Origin of the sequence: Microbacterium sp. ABRD28, assembly GCF_003850245.1 — a bacterium.
Classification (GTDB): Bacteria; Actinomycetota; Actinomycetes; order Actinomycetales; family Microbacteriaceae; genus Microbacterium.
This window is the reverse complement of sequence record NZ_CP031015.1, coordinates 1,041,234-1,059,942: the sequence shown is the minus strand read 5'-3', so window position 1 is coordinate 1,059,942 and position 18,709 is coordinate 1,041,234. Positions and strand designations below refer to the sequence as shown.

16 protein-coding genes are annotated in these 18,709 nt (G+C 70.7%); 10 read left to right on the top strand and 6 right to left on the bottom strand.

The window, feature by feature from the left end:
* Positions 1-3 precede the first annotated feature (3 nt).
* Together DT073_RS05225 and serS are read right to left on the bottom strand one after the other, a co-directional pair.
* Positions 4-924 carry an HAD family hydrolase gene (locus tag DT073_RS05225; RefSeq protein ID WP_124292427.1) on the bottom strand — a complete coding sequence of 307 codons (921 nt, stop codon included), beginning with the start codon at positions 922-924 and terminating at the stop codon, positions 4-6.
* A complete protein-coding gene (gene serS, locus DT073_RS05220; RefSeq protein ID WP_124292426.1) occupies positions 921-2,195 on the bottom strand; it encodes a serine--tRNA ligase in 1,275 nt (424 codons plus the stop codon). The genes DT073_RS05225 and serS overlap by 4 nt, the downstream gene beginning before the upstream one ends.
* Before the next feature lie 44 nt (positions 2,196-2,239).
* Here serS and DT073_RS05215 point away from each other — a divergent pair, with 44 nt between their 5' ends.
* From DT073_RS05215 to DT073_RS05195, 5 genes are all read left to right on the top strand, one after another.
* Entirely contained in the window at positions 2,240-3,619 is a 1,380-nt protein-coding gene (locus tag DT073_RS05215) for a diacylglycerol/lipid kinase family protein (RefSeq protein WP_124292425.1), read from the top strand.
* Positions 3,620-3,652: 33 nt separating this feature from the next.
* The gene (locus DT073_RS05210) at positions 3,653-4,507 is read left to right on the top strand and encodes an alpha/beta hydrolase fold domain-containing protein (RefSeq protein ID WP_124292424.1); all 855 of its coding nucleotides are present in this window, start codon (positions 3,653-3,655) and stop codon (positions 4,505-4,507) included.
* Positions 4,508-4,547: 40 nt separating this feature from the next.
* Entirely contained in the window at positions 4,548-5,900 is a 1,353-nt protein-coding gene (locus DT073_RS05205; RefSeq protein ID WP_124292423.1) for a cryptochrome/photolyase family protein, read from the top strand.
* Positions 5,901-6,009: 109 nt separating this feature from the next.
* Positions 6,010-6,684 carry an NADPH-dependent F420 reductase gene (locus DT073_RS05200; protein WP_124292422.1) on the top strand — a complete coding sequence of 225 codons (675 nt, stop codon included), beginning with the start codon at positions 6,010-6,012 and terminating at the stop codon, positions 6,682-6,684.
* Between the two features lie 17 nt (positions 6,685-6,701).
* Positions 6,702-7,793: an LLM class flavin-dependent oxidoreductase gene (locus DT073_RS05195; protein WP_124292421.1), complete on the top strand. Its 1,092-nt coding sequence runs from the start codon at positions 6,702-6,704 to the stop codon at positions 7,791-7,793.
* Between the two features lie 220 nt (positions 7,794-8,013).
* Here the strand turns inward: DT073_RS05195 and DT073_RS05190 are convergent, their stop codons facing one another.
* Positions 8,014-10,203, bottom strand: a complete 2,190-nt coding sequence (locus DT073_RS05190; RefSeq protein ID WP_124292420.1) for an MMPL family transporter — start codon at positions 10,201-10,203, stop codon at positions 8,014-8,016.
* A gap of 82 nt (positions 10,204-10,285) precedes the next feature.
* Between DT073_RS05190 and DT073_RS05185 the strand changes: the two genes are divergently transcribed.
* Positions 10,286-10,768, top strand: a complete 483-nt coding sequence (locus tag DT073_RS05185) for a MarR family winged helix-turn-helix transcriptional regulator (RefSeq protein ID WP_124292419.1) — start codon at positions 10,286-10,288, stop codon at positions 10,766-10,768.
* Here the strand turns inward: DT073_RS05185 and DT073_RS05180 are convergent.
* The gene (locus DT073_RS05180; protein ID WP_124292418.1) at positions 10,747-11,991 is read right to left on the bottom strand and encodes a low temperature requirement protein A; all 1,245 of its coding nucleotides are present in this window, start codon (positions 11,989-11,991) and stop codon (positions 10,747-10,749) included. The two genes, DT073_RS05185 and DT073_RS05180, sit on opposite strands and share 22 nt — an antisense overlap.
* 58 nt (positions 11,992-12,049) lie before the next feature.
* Complete coding sequence (pheA, locus tag DT073_RS05175) at positions 12,050-13,024, bottom strand: prephenate dehydratase (RefSeq protein ID WP_124292417.1); 975 nt, start codon at positions 13,022-13,024, stop codon at positions 12,050-12,052.
* 69 nt (positions 13,025-13,093) lie between these two features.
* Between pheA and pgm the strand changes: the two genes are divergently transcribed.
* The 3 genes from pgm to galE all read left to right on the top strand — a co-directional run bounded on the left by pgm (position 13,094) and on the right by galE (position 16,403).
* The gene (gene pgm / locus DT073_RS05170; RefSeq protein WP_124292416.1) at positions 13,094-14,734 is read left to right on the top strand and encodes a phosphoglucomutase (alpha-D-glucose-1,6-bisphosphate-dependent); all 1,641 of its coding nucleotides are present in this window, start codon (positions 13,094-13,096) and stop codon (positions 14,732-14,734) included.
* Between the two features lie 94 nt (positions 14,735-14,828).
* A complete protein-coding gene (locus tag DT073_RS05165; RefSeq protein ID WP_124292415.1) occupies positions 14,829-15,386 on the top strand; it encodes a LacI family DNA-binding transcriptional regulator in 558 nt (185 codons plus the stop codon).
* 36 nt (positions 15,387-15,422) lie between these two features.
* A complete protein-coding gene (gene galE, locus DT073_RS05160; protein ID WP_124292414.1) occupies positions 15,423-16,403 on the top strand; it encodes a UDP-glucose 4-epimerase GalE in 981 nt (326 codons plus the stop codon).
* 5 nt (positions 16,404-16,408) lie between these two features.
* On the opposite strand, the gene DT073_RS05155 is transcribed toward galE, so the two are convergent.
* Positions 16,409-17,455 carry a LacI family DNA-binding transcriptional regulator gene (locus DT073_RS05155; protein WP_240638778.1) on the bottom strand — a complete coding sequence of 349 codons (1,047 nt, stop codon included), beginning with the start codon at positions 17,453-17,455 and terminating at the stop codon, positions 16,409-16,411.
* Between the two features lie 43 nt (positions 17,456-17,498).
* Between DT073_RS05155 and galT the strand changes: the two genes are divergently transcribed.
* Positions 17,499-18,698, top strand: coding sequence for a galactose-1-phosphate uridylyltransferase (gene galT, locus DT073_RS05150; RefSeq protein WP_124294363.1), 1,200 nt, complete (start codon positions 17,499-17,501; stop codon positions 18,696-18,698).
* The last annotated feature ends 11 nt before the right edge of the window (positions 18,699-18,709 follow it).

Here is an 18,709-nt window from a genome sequence, read left to right as displayed (position 1 = left end):
CGGTTACAGCGCGCGGAGGATGGCGGCCACGCCGCCGGCCTGCACGGTGCTCGTGACCTCGCCGGCGGCGGCCCGCACCTCGTCGGGCCCCTGCTCCATGGCGACGGCACGGCCGCCGTGCTGGAGCGCCCACTCGAACATGCCGACGTCGTTGCGCCCGTCGCCCATCACGAGCACGCGCGACGGGTCGATGCCGAGCTCCTTGCGAACGAGCTCGAGTGCGGTCCCCTTGTCGACGCCCTGGGGTGCGACATCCAGCCACGCCGTCCAGCCGACCGCGTACGACACCTCGTTCAGCCCCACGCGCTCGACGAGCTCGATGAAGTCGTCTTCGCTGTCTCCGGGCGAGACCACCACGACACGACAGACCGGCTGCGCGACGAGTTCGTCGAACGACACCCGACGGGCGCCGGCGAGGTTCCAATCCTCGAGGTATTCGGTGTAGAGCCGGCTGCCGTCGGGCAGCTCGACCATGTACCGCGCGTCGGGGAGGTGCTCGCGCAGCAGGCGCAGCACCTCGGTGGCGTCGAAGGTCTCGGTGTGCCACCGCTCGTAACGCACCTCATCGGCGTCGACGCGCTTCATCACCATCGCGCCGTTGGAGCAGACCACGTACTCGGGGGCGATGTCGAGGACACGGAGGATGCCTCGGGTGGACTCCCAGCTGCGTCCGGTGGCGAGCATCACCTCGTGGCCGACGGAGCCGGCATGCGCGACGGCGTCGACGACGCCGGGGCTGAGCGTCTCGTCTTCAAGGAGGACGGTGCCGTCGATGTCGAGCACGATGAGAAGGCGTTGGCCCGCGGCATCCGGTCGGTCGGGTCCCGTCGAGAGATCCTCGACGAGCTCGGCAGCGTCCTCCTGCTCGGTGCGTTCGATCTCGCCCGTGTCGGGGAGGCCGGTCTCGGCAGACTCGGCGGTCATGACACCGGCTCGATGACCTCGAGGCCGCCGAGGTAGGGGCGGAGCACCTCGGGCACGACCACCGAGCCGTCGGCGCGCTGGTGGGTCTCGAGCATCGCCACGATCCACCGGGTGGTGGCGAGGGTGCCGTTGAGGGTCGCGACGAACTGGGTCTTGCCGCCCTCGTCGGCCGGTAGCCGGTGCCGGATGTTCAGGCGCCGCGCCTGGTACGTCGTGCAGTTGGAGGTCGAGGTCAGCTCGCGGTAGGCGTTCTGGGTGGGCACCCACGCCTCGATGTCGTACTTGCGTGCGGCGCTGGAGCCGAGGTCGCCGGCGGCGACGTCGATCACCCGGTACGACAGGCCGAGATCCTGCAGCATGCCCTCCTGCATGTCGGCGAGACGCTGGTGCTCGGCCTCGGCCTCATCGACGGTGGTGTAGACGAACATCTCCAGCTTGTTGAACTGGTGGACGCGGATGATGCCCCGCGTGTCCTTACCGTACGAACCCGCCTCGCGGCGGTAGCAGGTCGACCAGCCGGCGTAGCGCTTGGCACCCCGGGAGAGGTCGAGGATCTCGTCCATGTGGTAGCCGGCGAGGGGAACCTCGCTCGTGCCCACGAGATAGAGGTCGTCATCCTCGAGGTGGTACACCTCGTCGGCGTGCTGACCGAGGAATCCGGTGCCGCGCATCACCTCGGGCCGCACCAGAGTCGGCGGCACGAGGGGCGTGAATCCGGCCTGCAGCGCGCGGTCGAGGGCGAGGGTCATGAGCGCGAGCTCCAGGCGCGCGCCGATGCCGGTGAGGAAATAGAACCGGCTGCCCGACACCTTCGTGCCGCGCTCCATGTCGATCGCCCCGAGGAGCTCGCCGAGCTCGAGGTGGTCGCGTGGTGCGAAGTCGAACGTCGGCGTCTCACCGTGCGTGCGGAGGGTCACGAAGTCGTCTTCGCCACCGGCGGGCACCCCGTCGATGACGATGTTCTCGATGCGCGCGAAAGCGGCGTCGGCAGCTTCCTCCGCGGCGGTCACGGCGTGCTGGGCCGTCTTGACGCGCTCGCTGAGTTCCTTCGCCTCGGCCACGAGGGCGGCCTTCTCGTCTTTGGGAGCCTGCGCCACCCGCTTGCCGTGCGCGTTCTGCGCCGCGCGCAGTTCCTCGAACGCGGTGATGGCGGCGCGGCGGGCGCGGTCGGCGTCGAGGGCGGCATCGACGGTGTCCGCCGACTCCCCCCGTGCCTCCTGCGAGCGCTTGACCAGCTCGGGATTGTCGCGGAGAAGCACGGGATCGATCACGGAACGAGTCTAATCACCGGCCTCCCGGGTCCTAGTCTGAGTGCATGCCAGGGGGACAGAACGACAACGAAGAGGCGCCCGACCGCGCCGACCCGCCGCACCCGTCCGATGCGGTGTACTCCGACGGCCCCGACGAGCCCGAGCTCGAGGCCGCCGACGAGGAGCTCGCCGAGCAGACCGAGGAGATCGCCGAGGGTGACCTTCCGGAGGGCGACGGTTTGACGGGCGACCTCCTGGACGACGAGGAGATGGACAGCGGCACAACGTCCTCGAACGCCCCGGGCTCGACCGGCGCGCCCGACCCGACCGAGGCCGCCGCCCCCGACGACGTCATCCGCGAGCCCGACGACGTCGAGCCCGACACCACCGACGGCGAAGAGGGCGAAGCCCGCCGCGTGTCGGCCGAGGGCGAACCCGCCCCGATGGCCGACACCGAAGGGCGCCCGAGCCCGAAGGCGGCCCTGGTGTACAACCCCATCAAGGTCGATGCCGACGACCTGCGTGCACGCGTCGAGCGCGCCGCGAAGGAGGCGGGCTGGTCGGAGCCGCTGTTCTACGAGACCACGGTCGACGACCTCGGCGACGACGTCACCCGCCAGGCTCTGAAAGAAGGTGCGACCGCCGTGCTCGTCGCCGGTGGTGATGGCACGGTGCGCGCCGTGGCCGAGGCGATGACCGGCACCGGCGTTCCCCTGACGATCGTCCCGAGCGGCACCGGGAACCTCCTCGCCCGCAATCTCCTCCTCCCCCTCGACAACCCCGACGCCATGATCCGGGCGACCTTCGACGGCGATTCGCTGGCGATGGATGTCGGCTTCGCCAGCCTCCGACGCGAGGACGGGAAGGTCGACGAGCACGCGTTCGTCGTGATGGGCGGCATGGGCCTCGACGCCGCGATGATCGCCAACACCAACCCGAAACTGAAGAAGCAGGTCGGCTGGGTGGCGTACGTCGACGGCGTGGCCCGGTCGCTTCCGGCCGCGAAGCCGTTCCGGCTGATGTACCAGCTGCCTCAGCGCCGCATCCATGCGGCGCGCGTGCAGAGCGTGCTGTTCGCCAACTGCGGGTCACTTCCGGCGGGACTCGAGCTGATCCCCGAGGCGTCGGTCGCCGACGGCAACCTCGACATCGTCTTCATCCAACCCAAGGGCCTCCTCGGCTGGATCTTCGTCTGGCGCCGGGTCGCGTGGGACAACAGCTTCCTCCGGCGGTTCCGGAGCGGACGTCGCGTGATGGCGCTGCGGACGAAAGACAACGCCGTGCGGTACTCGCGCGGCCTGGGCGTGGACCTCGCGACCTCCGAGCCCCACCCCGTGCAGCTCGACGGCGACGAATTCGGTGAGGCCGCTCAGGTGCGCGTGCGACTGGAGCCCGCCTCGCTCCTCCTCGCCCTCCCCCGCGGGCACAAGGTCGAGGGCCTCTAGCGAAGCCCCCCACCCGTCGCTACGGTGTCTCGCATGGCGGCATCACCTGAAGCGCGCGCCTTCTGGGCGCAGATGGCCGCAGCGCCGCAGCAGGTGTCCCTCCCCGTTGCGGCGCGTCGGGCCGCGGGGGAGCACGCCGAGGATGCCACGGCGGAACCGAGCGGCGTGACCTTCTCAACGCATCCGCTCGGGCTTCGGGTCCGCCCGACCGACGGCGAGATCGGTGCGCGCATCCTCTACCTCTTCGGCGGCGGCTACATGCTCGGATCTCCGGCGTCGCGCCGAAAGACGGCGGGCCACCTGGCGCGTTCCGCGCATGCCGAAGTGTGGGTGGCGTCGTATCGCCTGGCCCCGGAGCACCCCTTCCCCGCCGCGTTCGACGATGCCACGGCCGCCTTCCGGGCGCTCCCCGCCGACCTGCCGAGGTTCGTCGCGGGGGACTCGTCGGGGGGAGGCTTGGCTGCAGCGGTGGGATCCGCCGAAGGCGCGGACGGGCTCATCCTCTTCTCGCCCTGGGGTGATCTCACCTGTTCCGGAGGCACGATGGACGCGAACGCCGCCGTCGACATCGAATGCACCCGCGACAGCCTCCTCGAGATGGCCGGCTGGTACGCGGGGACGCACGATCGGCGCGATCCGCGGATCTCGCCCGCGCTGGCGTCGGGGGGCCGCCTTCCGCCGTTGCTGGCGTTCGCGGGCAGCGACGAGATCCTCCTCGATGATGCCCGCCGGCTGGTCGCGCGTTCGGTGCGGGGCGACCTCGTCGTCGGCGACGGGATGCAGCATGTCTGGCCGATCTGGGTCGGAGTGTTCCCCGAAGCCGGCGAGGCGATGGCGCGGGCGGGCTCCTGGATCCGCGACGCGTCCTCCGGCGGCTCGTCGAGCTGAGTTCACCCCCGGGTGCGCTCCGCCGCGCGAGGATGGGTGCATGGCTGCGCCCTCGATCGTCTGGTTCCGCGACGACCTCCGCCTCGGCGACAACCCCGCGCTGCGCGCGGCGCTCGACCGCGACGCGCCCGTCATCGGCGTCTACGTGCTCGACGAGGATTCCCCCGGCGTGCGCGCGCTCGGCGGGGCTGCGAGGTGGTGGCTCCACCACTCGCTGACCTCGCTCGGCGACGACCTCGCCGCCAAGGGGGCGACGCTCGTGCTGCGGCGGGGCGCGGCATCCGATGTCCTTCCCGCTCTCGTCACCGACACCGGTGCGGGCGCGGTCTTCTGGAACCGGCGCTACAGCCTGCCCGAACGCGACATCGACGCCGATCTGAAGGCGAGCCTGCGTGAGGACGGTGTCACGGTGGAGTCGTTCGCCGCGTCGCTGCTGTTCGAGCCGTGGACGGTGAAGACCGGGGCGGGGAAGCCGTTCTCGGTCTACAGCCCGTTCTGGCGGGCGTGCCTGTCGCTGCCGGCGCCGCGGGCACCGCTGCCCGAACCCCGCGAGGTGCCGGGGTTCTCGGGACGCGTCGACTCCGACGACCTCGACGACTGGGAGCTGCTGCCCACCTCGCCCGACTGGGCCGGCGGCCTGCGCGAGCGGTGGACACCGGGCGAGGCGGCGGCGAAGCGGCGGCTGAAGGAGTTCATCGCGGGCGACCTCGGCGGTTACGATCGGAGCCGCGACGAACCGGCGTCGGGGTCGACGTCGATGCTGTCGCCGCGCCTGCGCTGGGGCGAGCTCAGCCCCCACCAGATCTGGGCTGCCGCGGTCGACGAGGGGAACCCCCGCCGGTTCCTCTCCGAGCTCGGGTGGCGCGAATTCGCCTGGCACACCCTGTTCCACCACCCCGACCTCGCGACGGTGAACCTCCGCCGCGAGTTCGACGCCTTCCCGTGGCCCCGGCTGAAGCCCTCGCACCTGCGGGCGTGGCAGAGGGGCGAGACCGGCGTGGCGATGGTCGATGCCGGAATGAAGGAGCTGTGGGTCTCGGGCTGGATGCACAACCGGGTGCGGATGGTGACGGCGTCGTTCCTCATCAAGAACCTCCTCATCGACTGGCGGCGCGGCGAGCAGTGGTTCTGGGACTGCCTGGTCGACGCCGATGCCGCGAACAATCCGTTCAGCTGGCAGTGGGTCGCGGGGTCGGGCGCCGACGCCGCCCCGTACTTCCGGGTGTTCAACCCCGAGCTGCAGGCCGAGAAGTTCGATCCGAAGCGCGAATACATCCGCACCTGGGCGCCCGAACACGCCTCCGGCGACGCCCCCGCGCCGATCGTCGACCTGAAGGAGTCGCGCAAGGCGGCGCTGGAGGCGTACGAGGCGGTCAAGCGCGCGCCGCGCTGACGGGGCGTGTCCCTAACTCCTGCAATACCCGCCCGAAGCGGCGGTGATCGGGGCCGCGACGGCGGCTGGGGCCCATCCTGCAGGAGTTCGGGACACCCGCACGGCGGGAATGCCCAACGGGGTCCGTCCGTTGGCCACACACATGACCACCATCGGAATCATCGGCGCCGGACACATCGGCAGCCAGCTCGCACGCGCATTCACCGGAGTCGGCTACGACGTCGTCATCGCGAACTCCCGCGGACCCGAAACGCTCAAGGATCTCGTCGACGAGGTGGGCCCGAAGCTCCGCGCCGCCACGGCAGAGGAAGCCGCCGAGGCCGCTGACATCGCCGTCGTCACCGTGCCGCTGAAGGCGATCGGCGCGATCCCCGTCGAACCGCTCGCCGGCAAGATCGTGCTCGACACCAACAACTACTACTTCGAGCGCGACGGCCACATCGAGGCCCTCGACCGCGGCGAGACCACGACCTCGCAGCTTCTTCAGGACCACCTCCCGACCTCGAAGGTCGTCAAGGCGTTCAACAACATCATGTCCACGCAGATCACCACCGACGGTTCGCCCGCAGGGACGCCGAACCGCCGCGCGCTCGGTACGGCGAGCGACTTCCCGGAGGCCATCGAGACGATGACACGCCTCTACGACGAGCTCGGCTTCGACACCGTCAACGCCGGCCCGCTCAGCGAGTCGTGGCGTCTCGAGCGCGACCGCCCGGGGTACGGGCAGCGTCAGACCGCGGACGAGATGCGCGAGAACCTCGCCCGAGCGAACCGCCTTCCCTGATCGGAGCACCCTTCGGTATGAGCATCACCCTGTCGGTCCTCGACCTCGTGCCGGTGCGCGCCGGTCAGACCAGTGCCGAGGCGGTCGCGGCATCCCTCACCCTCGTCGAGACCGCGGAACGTCTCGGCTACGCGCGGTACTGGTTCGCCGAGCACCACAACATGCCGGCCGTCGCCTCGACGGCACCACCGGTGCTGATCGCCGCAGCCGCGGCGCGCACCTCGCGGATCCGGGTCGGGTCCGGCGGGGTGATGCTTCCCAATCACTCCCCCCTCGTCGTCGCCGAACAGTTCGCCGCGCTCGAGGCGATCGCGCCCGGCCGCATCGACCTGGGCATCGGACGGGCGCCCGGCAGCGATCCGGTCATCAGCCAGCTGTTGCGGATGTCGGGAACCACCAGCGACGTCGAACGCTTCCCCGACCACATCGGCGACATCCTGGCGCTCACCTCACCCGATGGCGCGGCGATCCGCTTGACCTCCGGCAGCACGTACGAGGTGCGCGCGACCCCGGCGGCGCAGAACGCCCCCGACGTCTGGCTGCTCGGTTCGAGCGATTACTCGGCCCAGCTCGCCGCCTCGCTCGGTCTCCCCTACGTCTTCGCCAACCACTTCTCCGGTGCCGGCCTCGACCGGGCCCTGCAGCTGTACCGCGACCAGTATCGGCCTTCCGAGGCGCACCCGAATCCGCGTACCTTCGTCACGGCCAACATCGTCGCGGCCCCCACCTCGGAAGAGGCGGAGGCGCGAGCCTTGCCGCAGCTGCGGATGATGGTGCGGCTGCGCACCAACCAGACCCTCACCCCGCTCGAGACCGTCGAAGACGCGCAGAGCGCGGCGCCGCTCTCCCCCATGGCCGATCAGATCATGGCAGCCGCCCGCGCGACCTGGTTCGTGGGCACCGGCGACGACGTGGCGGCGGGCCTGGCCGATCTCGCCGCACGCGCGGGGGTCGACGAGGTCATGGTGTCGCCGATCGCGGGAGCGTTCGCGTCAGAACAGAGGGATGCCGCGGCGGGGCGCACCCAGTCGCTCACGCTCCTCGCCCAGGCGATGGCGTCTCGCGCCGACGCGGCGTCGGCAGGGACGGCGCCCGCACTCGCGGGCTGAGCGACGTCTCGGCGCTCCCGGTCCCCCTTTCGCGCGGACGTCCGCATTCGAGAGGCTCGACGTGCCCTGCGTGATCCGCAGGAGCGCGAAGGACCTCCGCAGCGCGAGACCTGGGCCCACGACGCAGCCTCGGAGATCGGCACAACCTCGGCCCATCCGGGGGGTGTGGGCCGAGGCTGCGCCGATCTCCGAGGCCGCGTCGCGCGGCTCGCGCTCCTCGTCAGCGCCCCGCGACGGCGGGCGCCTCCTTCGACGGGTCGCCGGCTTCGGCTTCGCCCGACGCCGCCGCGGCGGCGGCCCGGCGACGCTCGACCTCCAGCGGGTCGGCGAACGCGTCTGCGCCCTGCGCGGCCGCGTCCGCGTCGCTGAGCTTCGGACGACGCGGCCACCACACCCGGTCGCGCAGGAGGAAGGTCAGCGCGGGCACGATGACAGTCCGGACGAGCAGTGTGTCGATGAGCACGCCGATGCAGACGATGATGCCGATCTGCGTGAGGGTGATGAGCGGCAGCACCCCGAGGACGGCGAACACAGCGGCGAGCAGGATGCCGGCGCTGGTGATGACGGCACCGGTCGCGGCCAGCGCCCGGATCATCCCCTGGGTGATGCCGAGCCGGTCGGCCTCCTCCTTGGCCCGGGTGACGAGGAAGATGCTGTAGTCCACGCCCAGGGCGACGAGGAAGAGGAAGCTGAACAGCAGTACGTTCGTGTCGATCGCGGGGAAGCCGAACAGCGGCGTCTGGAACAGCCACCAGCTCGCCCCGACCGCCGAGAAGAAGCTCACCACGACGGCGACGAGCAGCAGCAGCGGCGCGACGAGAGCCCGCAGCAGCACGACGAGCACGATGAAGACGAGCACCAGGATGAGCGGGATCACCAGCGCCTGGTCGCGGGCCTGCGCGTCGGCGACGTCGAGCGAGCGAGCGTCGAGTCCGCCGACCAGGCCGTCGCCGGCACCCACATCATCGAGCGCGGCGCGCATCGCCGTGATGGCGGCGTACGCCTCCGGGGTCTCGGCGCTGGCGTCGAGGGTGACATCGATGCGCGCGAGGTCGTCGGTCTCCTCGGCGATCACTGCGGCGTCGACCCCATCGATGGTCTCGAGTTCTGCGATGGCCGCTTCGGCGTCATCCCTGCTGACGACGACCGTGGCGGGCGAAGTGGCACCTGCCGAGAACGCGTCGGCGATGATCTCCTGACCGACGACCGCCTCGGGCTTGTCGAGGAACCGGTCGTTCTGCGACAGACCGGTCTGCACGAAGAACACGCCCGAGGCGAGGGCGCCCAGCACGACGAATCCGCTGATCGCGATGATCGCGGGGCGGCGCGAGACGGCGCGCCCGAGTTTGCCCCACGGGCTCCGCGAAATGGCGTCGCGCGACCCGAACCGCGGGATGTAGGGCCAGAACAGCCCTCGCCCGAACAGCACGAGGGCGGCCGGGAGCACCGCCAGCGCGAAGATCATGGCGACCACGATCCCCACGGCGCAGGCCAGTCCGAGGGCCCGGTTGCCCGCGAGCTCGGCGAAGAGGAGTGTCGCAAGGGCCAGCGCGACGGTCGATCCACTCGCGATGATCGCGGGGCCGGCGCCGCGCACCGCCCGCCGCATCGCCTCGCGGCGATCTTCATGAAGCCGCAACTCGTCGCGGTAGCGGGCGATGAGAAGGAGGGCGTAGTTCGTGCCCGCACCGAAGACGAGCACCGAGAGGATGCCGGTGATCGACGGGTCGAGTTCGACGCCGACAGCGGCGGCGACGTTGCGTGCCACGATGCCCGCCAGCGCATCGGCGACGCCGATCACCGTCAGCGGCACGAGCCAGAGCCACGGACTGCGATAGGTGATGAGGAGGAGGATCGCGACGACGACCACAGTGGTGAGCAGCAGCGTGATGTCGGCCCCGGCGAACACCGCGGCGAGATCGACCTCGAAGCCCTCGGGACCGGTGAAGTACACGCGCACGTCGTCGCCGAGGTCGGCGGAGGCGGCATCCCGGATCTCCTGCGCACGCTCGGACTGCGCCTCGATGCCGGTCTCGGGATCGAGCGGCACGATCACCAGCGCGACCCGCCCGTCATCCGAGACCTGCGCCGGCGGCACGAACCCGTCGGGGGTGAAGTCGACCAGGTCGCCGAACACCTTGCCGTTGATGGTCTCCAGAGTCTCGGCGCTCAGCTCGTCGCCCTCGGCCTCGAAGACCAGGAACGCCGAGGTGGTGTCGGCGCTCGGGAATTCGTCGAGCAGCTCGTCGACCTGCACCGACTCCGCGGAATCGGGGAGCCCGACAGCGGGGGCGTTGTCGGACTCGCCGCCGCTTCCCCAGGCGAACAGCGCCGCCGCCGCGGCGGCAGCCAGGACCAGCACGATCCACGAGGTCTTGGCTGCGGTGATGAAGCGCACATACCCGGTCATCCGTCGTCTCCTGTGTGTCGATGAGAGGGATTTAATTAGAAAGGCTAGATATGAGGAAGACTAGCGCAGTTATACTGGCACGGTGCACGCAGCGGAAGTCCCGTCAGCGCCGGCACCCCCCGGCCCGCCCGGGTTCCGCGCGCCCACCACGCTGCTGCGCGAAGTGCTCGACGTCAGCGAGCTCTTCGAAGAGCGGATGCGTCGGGAGCTCACGGTCAATCCGACCGACCTCGAGGCGATGGTGCATCTCCTGACGACAGGCCCCCTGACGCCGAGCGAGCTGGCCAAGCGTCTCGGGATCTCGACGGCGTCGACCACCACCGCCGTGGACCGGCTCGTCGCGCTCGGTCACGTCACGCGCGAACCGCACCCCACCGATCGCCGGGGGGTGATGGTCGTTCCCACGCCCGCATCCCGCGTCCGCGCACTCGGCATGCTGACGCCGATGATCCAGGACGTCGACCGCGAACTCGACGACTTCACGGCCGAGGAGCAGGAGGTCATCGCCCGTTACCTGTCACGGGTGGTCGCGACCTACCGGGCTCACGCAGCCGTCGACGACTGAGCTTCGCGGCGATCGGCGCGGAGGTGTATCCAGCCTTCCGCGCCCGCGACCACGCCCATCAGGACGACCGCCGCCGTCAACGCCGCCGCAGGGGGGAGCACCGCCAGGAGCGGGATGGACGCGGTGGCGACGACCGCCTCGAGACCACGGAAGTACGGGCGACGTTCTCCGACCAGCACGGCGAACCAGACCGTCCCCGCGGCGAACAGGGCGATGCCCGAGCCGAGCGCGGCCGCACCGAACCATCCCAGCGGTTCGGTGTCGGTGATGTGGGCCATCGCGTCCTCGATGCCGAGGGCGGCCAGGACGATACCTGCGACGATGAGGAAGTGGACGTAGGAGTATGCGTCACGGGCGAGCTTGACGAGGGGCCCGCCGGACAACCGGGCGAGTGCGTGCTCACCCACCGTCGCCAGTCGGCGGAAGTACGACCACCAGAGCAGCACCGAGATCACGATCGAGGTCGCGGTGCCGAGAATGATCGGCACGCTGATCGGCTCGCGGGCCACCCCGACCCCGATCGCGACGATCGATTCGCCGAGGGCGAGGATCACGATGAGACCGTGACGCTCCGACCAGTGGGCGACCGAGTGGATGCGCCACCCGCCCCCACCGGGTGACAGCGCCCGGGTGCCCAGCCCCTCGAACACGATCGCCAGGGCCCAGACCCACGCCTGCACCTCTCCACCGATCGCGGCACCGATGATGAGCGCGGCACACGCGGGAAGCACCGACGACACGCTCCACACCATCAGCTGCCGCAGCAGCGGCGGATCATCCGTCGCGGTGACGAAGAACAGGATGAGGTGCACCAGGCGCACGACGGCGTACGCGACGGCGAACACGATGGGGCCGTAGAGCCCACCGTCGAAGTCGTCGAAGGCCTCGGGGATCGTCAGGGCGCAGAGGAAGACGCCGATCATCGCCACGGTCATCCCGGTGCGCAGGAACGGCTGGTCCGCCGGCAGCCGGTTCGCCAGCCACGCGTAACCCACCCAGGTCCACCACAGCAGGGCCAGGATGATCAGAGCCTGCGCGATACCCGCTGCATTGTGCGTCTCTGCCATCAGCCGCGAGACCTGCGTGAACGCGAAGACGTAGACGAGATCGAAGAACAGCTCGAACGTCGTGACCCGGCTGTCCTCGCCCGTGGTCATCGGCCGCGGCAGGCGCACCCGACCAGGGCGGCGGCCGGCCGGAGCCGGGGGGTCTGCGGGGCTCACGAGGTCAGTGTAGGACCGGGGAGCAGCCCGAGGAACACCCGATGCCGTCGGCGGTCGATCAGTGCTCGGGCTCGCCGCTGAGGAGTCCTCGCAGCCAGTCGCGCGCCTCGACGAAGACGTCGTCGGAGTACCGGTCGGGATAGCGCACGACGGCTCGGTCGGCCCGCGGGTACGAACCGAGGAAGATCACCTTCGGGCTGAAGCGGCGAAGGCCCAGCAGCGCATCGGCCATGCGCTCGTCATGGACATGGCCGTCGGCGTCGATGACGAAGCGATAGCGGCCGAGCTCGTCGCCGATCGGCCGTGAGGCGAGGAGCGAGAGATTGATCCCGCGGGTGGCGAACTGCTCGAGCATCTCCAGGAGCGCCCCCGGGCGGTCATCGGGAAGCTCGACGATGAGCGATGTCTTGTCGGCTCCGGTCGGATCGGGCGGCGCCACGGTCTTGCCGACCAGCACGAACCGGGTCACGGCATTGAGGTTGTCGCCGATCTTCTCGGCGAGAAGCTCGAGGTCGTGGTGCTCGAGGATCCCCGGCGGGGCGATCGCGGCATCCGCATCGCTGGTGCCGTCCAGAAGGCCCAGGGCGCTGGCGACGTTGCTGGATGCCGGGATGTGCGCGTGGGCGGGAAGGGTCCGCGTCAGCCACTGCAGGCACTGCGCGTAGGCCACCGGGTGCGCCGAGACGAGTGAGACGTCTTCGAGCCGCACTCCTCGGCGCCCGACGAGCACGAAGTCGACCGGCACGAGGTACTCGCCGATGATCCGGAGACCCGCAACGGTGGCGAGGGCGTCCTGGGCGGTGGACACACCGCCGTCGACGGAGTTCTCGATCGCGATCATCGCCGCGTGCGCGCGATCGTCGATGACGTCGGAAAGGGCCTCACCGACGTTGTGCACGGGCCGCCAGATCTGTCCCCGGGCCTCGGGAACCTGCGCGAGCGCCGCCTCGGTGAAGGTGCCGGCGGGGCCGAGGAAACTGTAGGTCCGGCGAGTGGGAACGGATGCCTCGGTCCCGGCGGCGTCGGAAGTCACGGCGTTCAGCCTAGCCACCCGCCATGTCAACCCGTGCGGGAGGTGGCCCGATCGGGGCAGACTGGGGGCATGACGCGCGCAGGAAAGCCCGCCGAGGCCTCCGATCTCATCGACATCGACGCCCTCATCTCCGCCTACTACGATCGCAAACCCGATGCCTCCGTCCCCGCGCAGCGCGTGGCGTTCGGCACGAGCGGTCACCGCGGATCGTCGCTGAACACCAGCTTCAACGAGGACCACATCCTCGCCACCACGCAGGCGATCGTCGACTACCGGCGGATGGCGGGCATCGAGGGTCCCCTGTTCCTGGGGCGCGACACCCACGGGCTCTCCCTCCCCGCCGAGCGGAGCGCGATCGAGGTGCTCGTCGCGGCGGGCATCGACGTCCGTGTCGATTCCCGCGACTCGTGGGTCCCGACACCGGCCCTCAGCCACGCGATCCTCACCTACAACCGCGGGAAGAGCGCGGATGACCCCGGGCGGGCCGACGGCATCGTGGTGACTCCGAGCCACAACCCACCCGCCGACGGCGGGTTCAAGTACAACCCGCCGCACGGCGGACCGGCCGACACCGACGCGACCGGGTGGATCGCGAACCGCGCGAACGAGCTCATCGCCGCCGGCCTCGAGGGCGTCGCGCGCAGGAAGTACAGCGACATCGACGCTGACACGGTCGGAAGCTACGACTTCCGCGAAGCGTACGTGCGCGACCTCGCCACCATCATCGACGTCGACATCATCCGCTCGGCCGGCGTGCGCATCGGCGCCGACCCGCTCGGCGGCGCCTCGGTGGAGTACTGGGCGCGCATCGCCGAGATGTACGAGCTCGACCTCACGGTCGTGAACCCCGACGTCGATCCGACCTGGCGCTTCATGACGCTGGACTGGGACGAGAAGATCCGCATGGATCCCTCGTCACCGTCGGCGATGGCCTCGCTCGTGGCCAAGCGTCACGACTACGACATTCTCACCGGCAACGACGCCGACGCCGACCGGCACGGCATCGTCACCCCCGACGCGGGGCTGATGAACCCGAACCACTATCTCGCTGTCGCGATCGACTATCTCTTCTCCCACCGCGAGAACTGGCCCGCCGGGGCGCGGGTCGGCAAGACCCTGGTGTCGTCGATGATCATCGACAGGGTCGTCGCCGGGCTCGGCCGCAGCCTCTACGAGGTGCCGGTGGGGTTCAAGTGGTTCGTTCCCGGGCTTCTGGACGGCTCGGTCGCCTTCGGCGGAGAGGAGTCGGCAGGCGCCTCGTTCCTCCGGAAGGACGGCACGGTGTGGACCACCGACAAGGACGGCATCCTGCTGTGCCTGCTCGCCGCCGAGATCCTCGCGGTCACCGGGAAGACCCCGTCGGAGCGCTACGCCGAGCTGGAGGCCGAGTTCGGGTCATCCGCCTATCAGCGCGTCGACGCGCCCGCGACACCCGAGCAGAAGGCGAAGCTGTCGAAGCTGTCTCCCGACGCCGTCACGGCGACCGAGCTCGCCGGCGACCCGATCACCGCGAAGCTCTCGCACGCACCGGGGAACGACGCGGCGATCGGCGGCCTGAAGGTGCAGACGGCCGATGCGTGGTTCGCCGCACGCCCGTCGGGCACCGAGGACGTCTACAAGCTGTACGCCGAGTCGCTCCGCGGCGAGGAGCACCTTCGGCAGGTGCAGGAGGAGGCACGCGCGGTCGTTTCGGCGGCCCTCGACGGCTGATCCGACACGCCCGCTCACTCGCGCGTCATCGACCGGCGCGGAGCGTACCGAATTCTTCTGCCCGCGTCGACCCCGCGGGGCATACACTGAGCGTGTGACCGAGAGCGTCGCACTTACCCGAGGTGCACCCACTCTCCACGATGTCGCCCGCGAAGCGGGGGTGTCGTTGGCGACTGCGTCGCGCGTTCTGAACGGATCGAATCGCAAGGTCGCCGACAGCTACCGGGTCCGCGTGGAGGCGGCCGCGACGAAGCTGGGCTACACCGCCAACGTCGCCGCGCAGGCGATCGCGCGCGGCGCCTCGGCCATCACGGCGTTCGTCGTCACCGACATGACCGATCAGAGGTTCGGCGCGCTGACCCGCGCGCTGTCGCGCGAGACCGAGGCGGCGGGGTTGATCCTCACCGTGGCCGAGACCGGCGGCGACCCCGAGCGGGAGCGCAAGATCCTGCAGACCCTGCGCGGCCAGCGGCCCCAGGGATTGATCCTCGGGGCGGGCGTCGCGGGGGTCGAAGGGCCTGTCGCGGCCGAGATCAGCGCGCTGCAGGCCATGGGGACGAGAGTGGTGACGCTCTCCCCCGAAAGCGTCGATGACGACGCGGATGCGGCGGCCCGCGCCATCCGCGTGGTCCGGAACCTCCCCGAGGACTGATCCGGGCTCTGCCACCGCGTGCGGCAGGATGGAGCCATGTCTTGGCTTGTCACCGGCGGAGCCGGCTACATCGGCGCGCACATCGTCAGAGCTCTGGATGCCGCGGGCCTTCCCCCCGTCGTCATCGACGACCTCTCCAGCGGTCACCCGGGATTCGTCCCCGACGGCGTCCCGTTCGTGCGGGGCAGCATCCTCGACCGCGAGCTCGTCGAGCAGACCCTCCGCGACCACGCCGTCACGGGCGTCATCCACGTCGCGGGCTTCAAGTACGCCGGCGTCTCGGTGAAGCGGCCCCTGCACACCTACGCGCAGAACGTCGAGGGCACGCGGATCGTCCTCGAGGCGATGGAGTCGGCGGGGGTGGCGAACCTGGTGTTCTCCTCCAGCGCCGCGGTCTACGGCACCCCCGACGTGCCGCTCGTCACCGAGGACCTCCCCAAGCGCCCCGCGAGCCCGTACGGCGAGTCGAAGCTGATCGGCGAGTGGCTGATCCGCGATCAGGCGGTCGCCACCGCCGAGACGGCCGCTCCCCTTCGCCACACCTCGCTGCGCTACTTCAACGTGGTGGGCTCGGGCGACCGCGCGATCTACGACACCTCACCGCACAACCTCTTCCCGCTGGTCTTCGAAGCGCTGATCGAGGGACGCACCCCCCGCATCAACGGCGCCGACTACGACACCCCCGACGGCACGAACGTGCGTGACTACGTTCACGTCGCCGACATCGCCGCCGCGCACGCGGTCGCCGCGCAGCGCCTGACCGCGGGCGATCCTGTCGAGGCCGCCTACAACCTGGGCTCGGGCGACGGCCTGTCGGTGCGCCACATCATGGACGCCATGGCACGGGTCACCGGTATCGACTTCACGCCCGAGATCGGCGCTCGCCGCCCCGGCGACCCCGACCGCATCGTCGCCACCGGAGAGCTCGCCGCCCGCGACCTCGACTGGAAGATGCGCTACAGCGTCGACGAGATGGTCCGCACCGGGTGGGAGGCGCGACGCGCCGCGACCGTCTGATCCGGTCAGCGCAGAGGAGCGGTGCTGGCTCGGACGATGAGCGTCGGAGTGAGCGTCTCGACCATCGGTGCCGTGACACCCGTCGACTCGACATCGTCGATGAGAACGGCGACGGCCCTCGCACCGAGGGCATCGAAGTCCTGACGAACGGTCGTCAGCGGAGGACGGTACTGCGCAGCATCGGCGATGTCGTCGAAGCCGACCACGCTGACATCGCGCGGCACCTCCTGGCCGGCGTCGGCCAGGGCCCGCAGGGCGCCGAGCGCCATCTGGTCGTTCGCCACGAAGACGGCGGTGGCATCGCCGAGGCTGCCGGCGGCGGCATGACCGGATGCTGCGCTCCAGTCGCCGCGCACCGGCGCGCCCGGCTGCAGCGTGGCCTCGGCGAGGGCCCGCCGCCATCCCCGCTCCCGCTCCGCGGCGGCGAACGAGTCGGACGGCCCGGCGATGTGCGCGATACGACGATGACCGAGGGAGAGAAGGTGGGCGGTGGCCTCGTAGGCGCCCGCCGCGTGGTCGGTCTGGACGACGTGCACTCCCGACGACTCTCCCCCGCTCGGTCGCGGAACGACGGGCGCGTCGACGAGGACGAGGCGGAAGCCCGCGGCGGCAGGAACCGCCGCGGCGAACGGCGTCGCCTCGTTCAGCACGACGGCGCCGTCGACCCCCTGATCGGCGAGTCGCGCGAAGGCGTCGTCGGCTGACTCCGGTCCGGCCACGGTGGCGACGGCCAGGCCGTACCCGCGCCCGGCGGCGGCCGCCGCCACAGCCTGCAGCATGCGGGAGTTCCCCACGGTGCCGAGGGTGGCCACGACGAGGCCGATCGTCTGAGTGCGGCCGGTGCGCAGAGCCCGCGCTGCCCGGTGGGGGCGGTAGCCGAGCCGGGCCATGGCCTCCTCGACCCGTGACCGCGTGGCCGGATCCACCCGCGGGCTGGCATTCACCACCCGGGAGACGGTCTGACCCGATACCCCGGCCGCCGCGGCGACATCGGCCATCGACACTCGACGCATGCCCACTCCCACCGACACAACTCCGGCAATTCGGAGCATGTTGACGTTACCATGACCCTCCGGCTATCGTGTTGACGTGAACATGCAGGAGTTCGGCGCCCCCGACGCCCCGTCGACGACCCCCGATGTCGAGGACCTGACCGGAGGTGTCACCAAGCGCTCGACCCGCCTCGCCGATGGACGCGAGCTGATCTACTTCGACGACCCCGACACGACCCTCGGCCCGGAGCGGTCCGTCGACGCGCGCGCCCTGGACCCTCGCCCCGAGACCGCGACCATGCGGCTGGACGTCCTGACCGGCGATTGGATCTCGGTGGCGGCCTCCCGCCAGAACCGCGCCTTCCTGCCGCCGGCCGAGCTCGATCCCCTCGCGCCGCAGACGCCCACCAACCCGTCGGAGATCCCCTCGCGTTACGACGTCGCGGTCTTCGAGAACCGGTCGCCGTCGTTCGGGCCGGCCCTGAGCACCGCGCACGGCGACGCTCCCGCCGCCGTCGACCCGCCGCTCGACCTGGAAGATCTCGGCGAGCTCTCGCTCGGCCGCACCCGCACCTCGGTCGGCCGCTGCGAAGTGGTCTGCTTCAGCCCCGCCCACGAGGGCTCGTTCGGCACGCAGACCCCCATCCGTGCGCGGACGGTCATCGAGGCCTGGGCCGATCGCACGGCCGCTCTCTCGGCCCTTCCCGGAATCGAGCAGGTCTTTCCGTTCGAGAACCGCGGCGAGGCCATCGGCGTCACGCTCGCCCACCCGCACGGGCAGATCTACGCCTACCCCTACGTCACCCCGCGCACGCAGGCGCTGCTGCGCTCGATCGAGAAGACCGGACCCGATCTGTTCGCGCGCATCCTCGACCGCGAGCGGGCATCGGACCGCGTGATCCTCACCGGCGAGCACTGGACGGCCTTCGTGCCCTTCGCCGCCCGCTGGCCGATCGAGGTGCACCTGCTCCCCCATCGCCACGTGGCCGACTTCGCCGAGACCACGGCGGCCGAGCGGGATGAGCTCGCGCCGCTGTACCTCCGCCTCCTCCGCGGCATCGACGCCCTGTACGACTCCCCCACCCCCTACATCGCCGCCTGGCACCAGGCCCCCGTCCACGTCGCGCGCGACAGCGCGCGCCTGCACCTCCAGCTGACGTCGCCGCGTCGCGCGGCCGACAAGCTGAAGTTCCTCGCCGGTTCCGAGGCGGCGATGGGGGCGTGGATCGGCGACATCCCGCCCGAGTCCGCCGCCGAGCGCCTGCGCGAGGCCGTGGCATCCGTTCCCGAGGTGACCCTGTGACCAACCCCTCC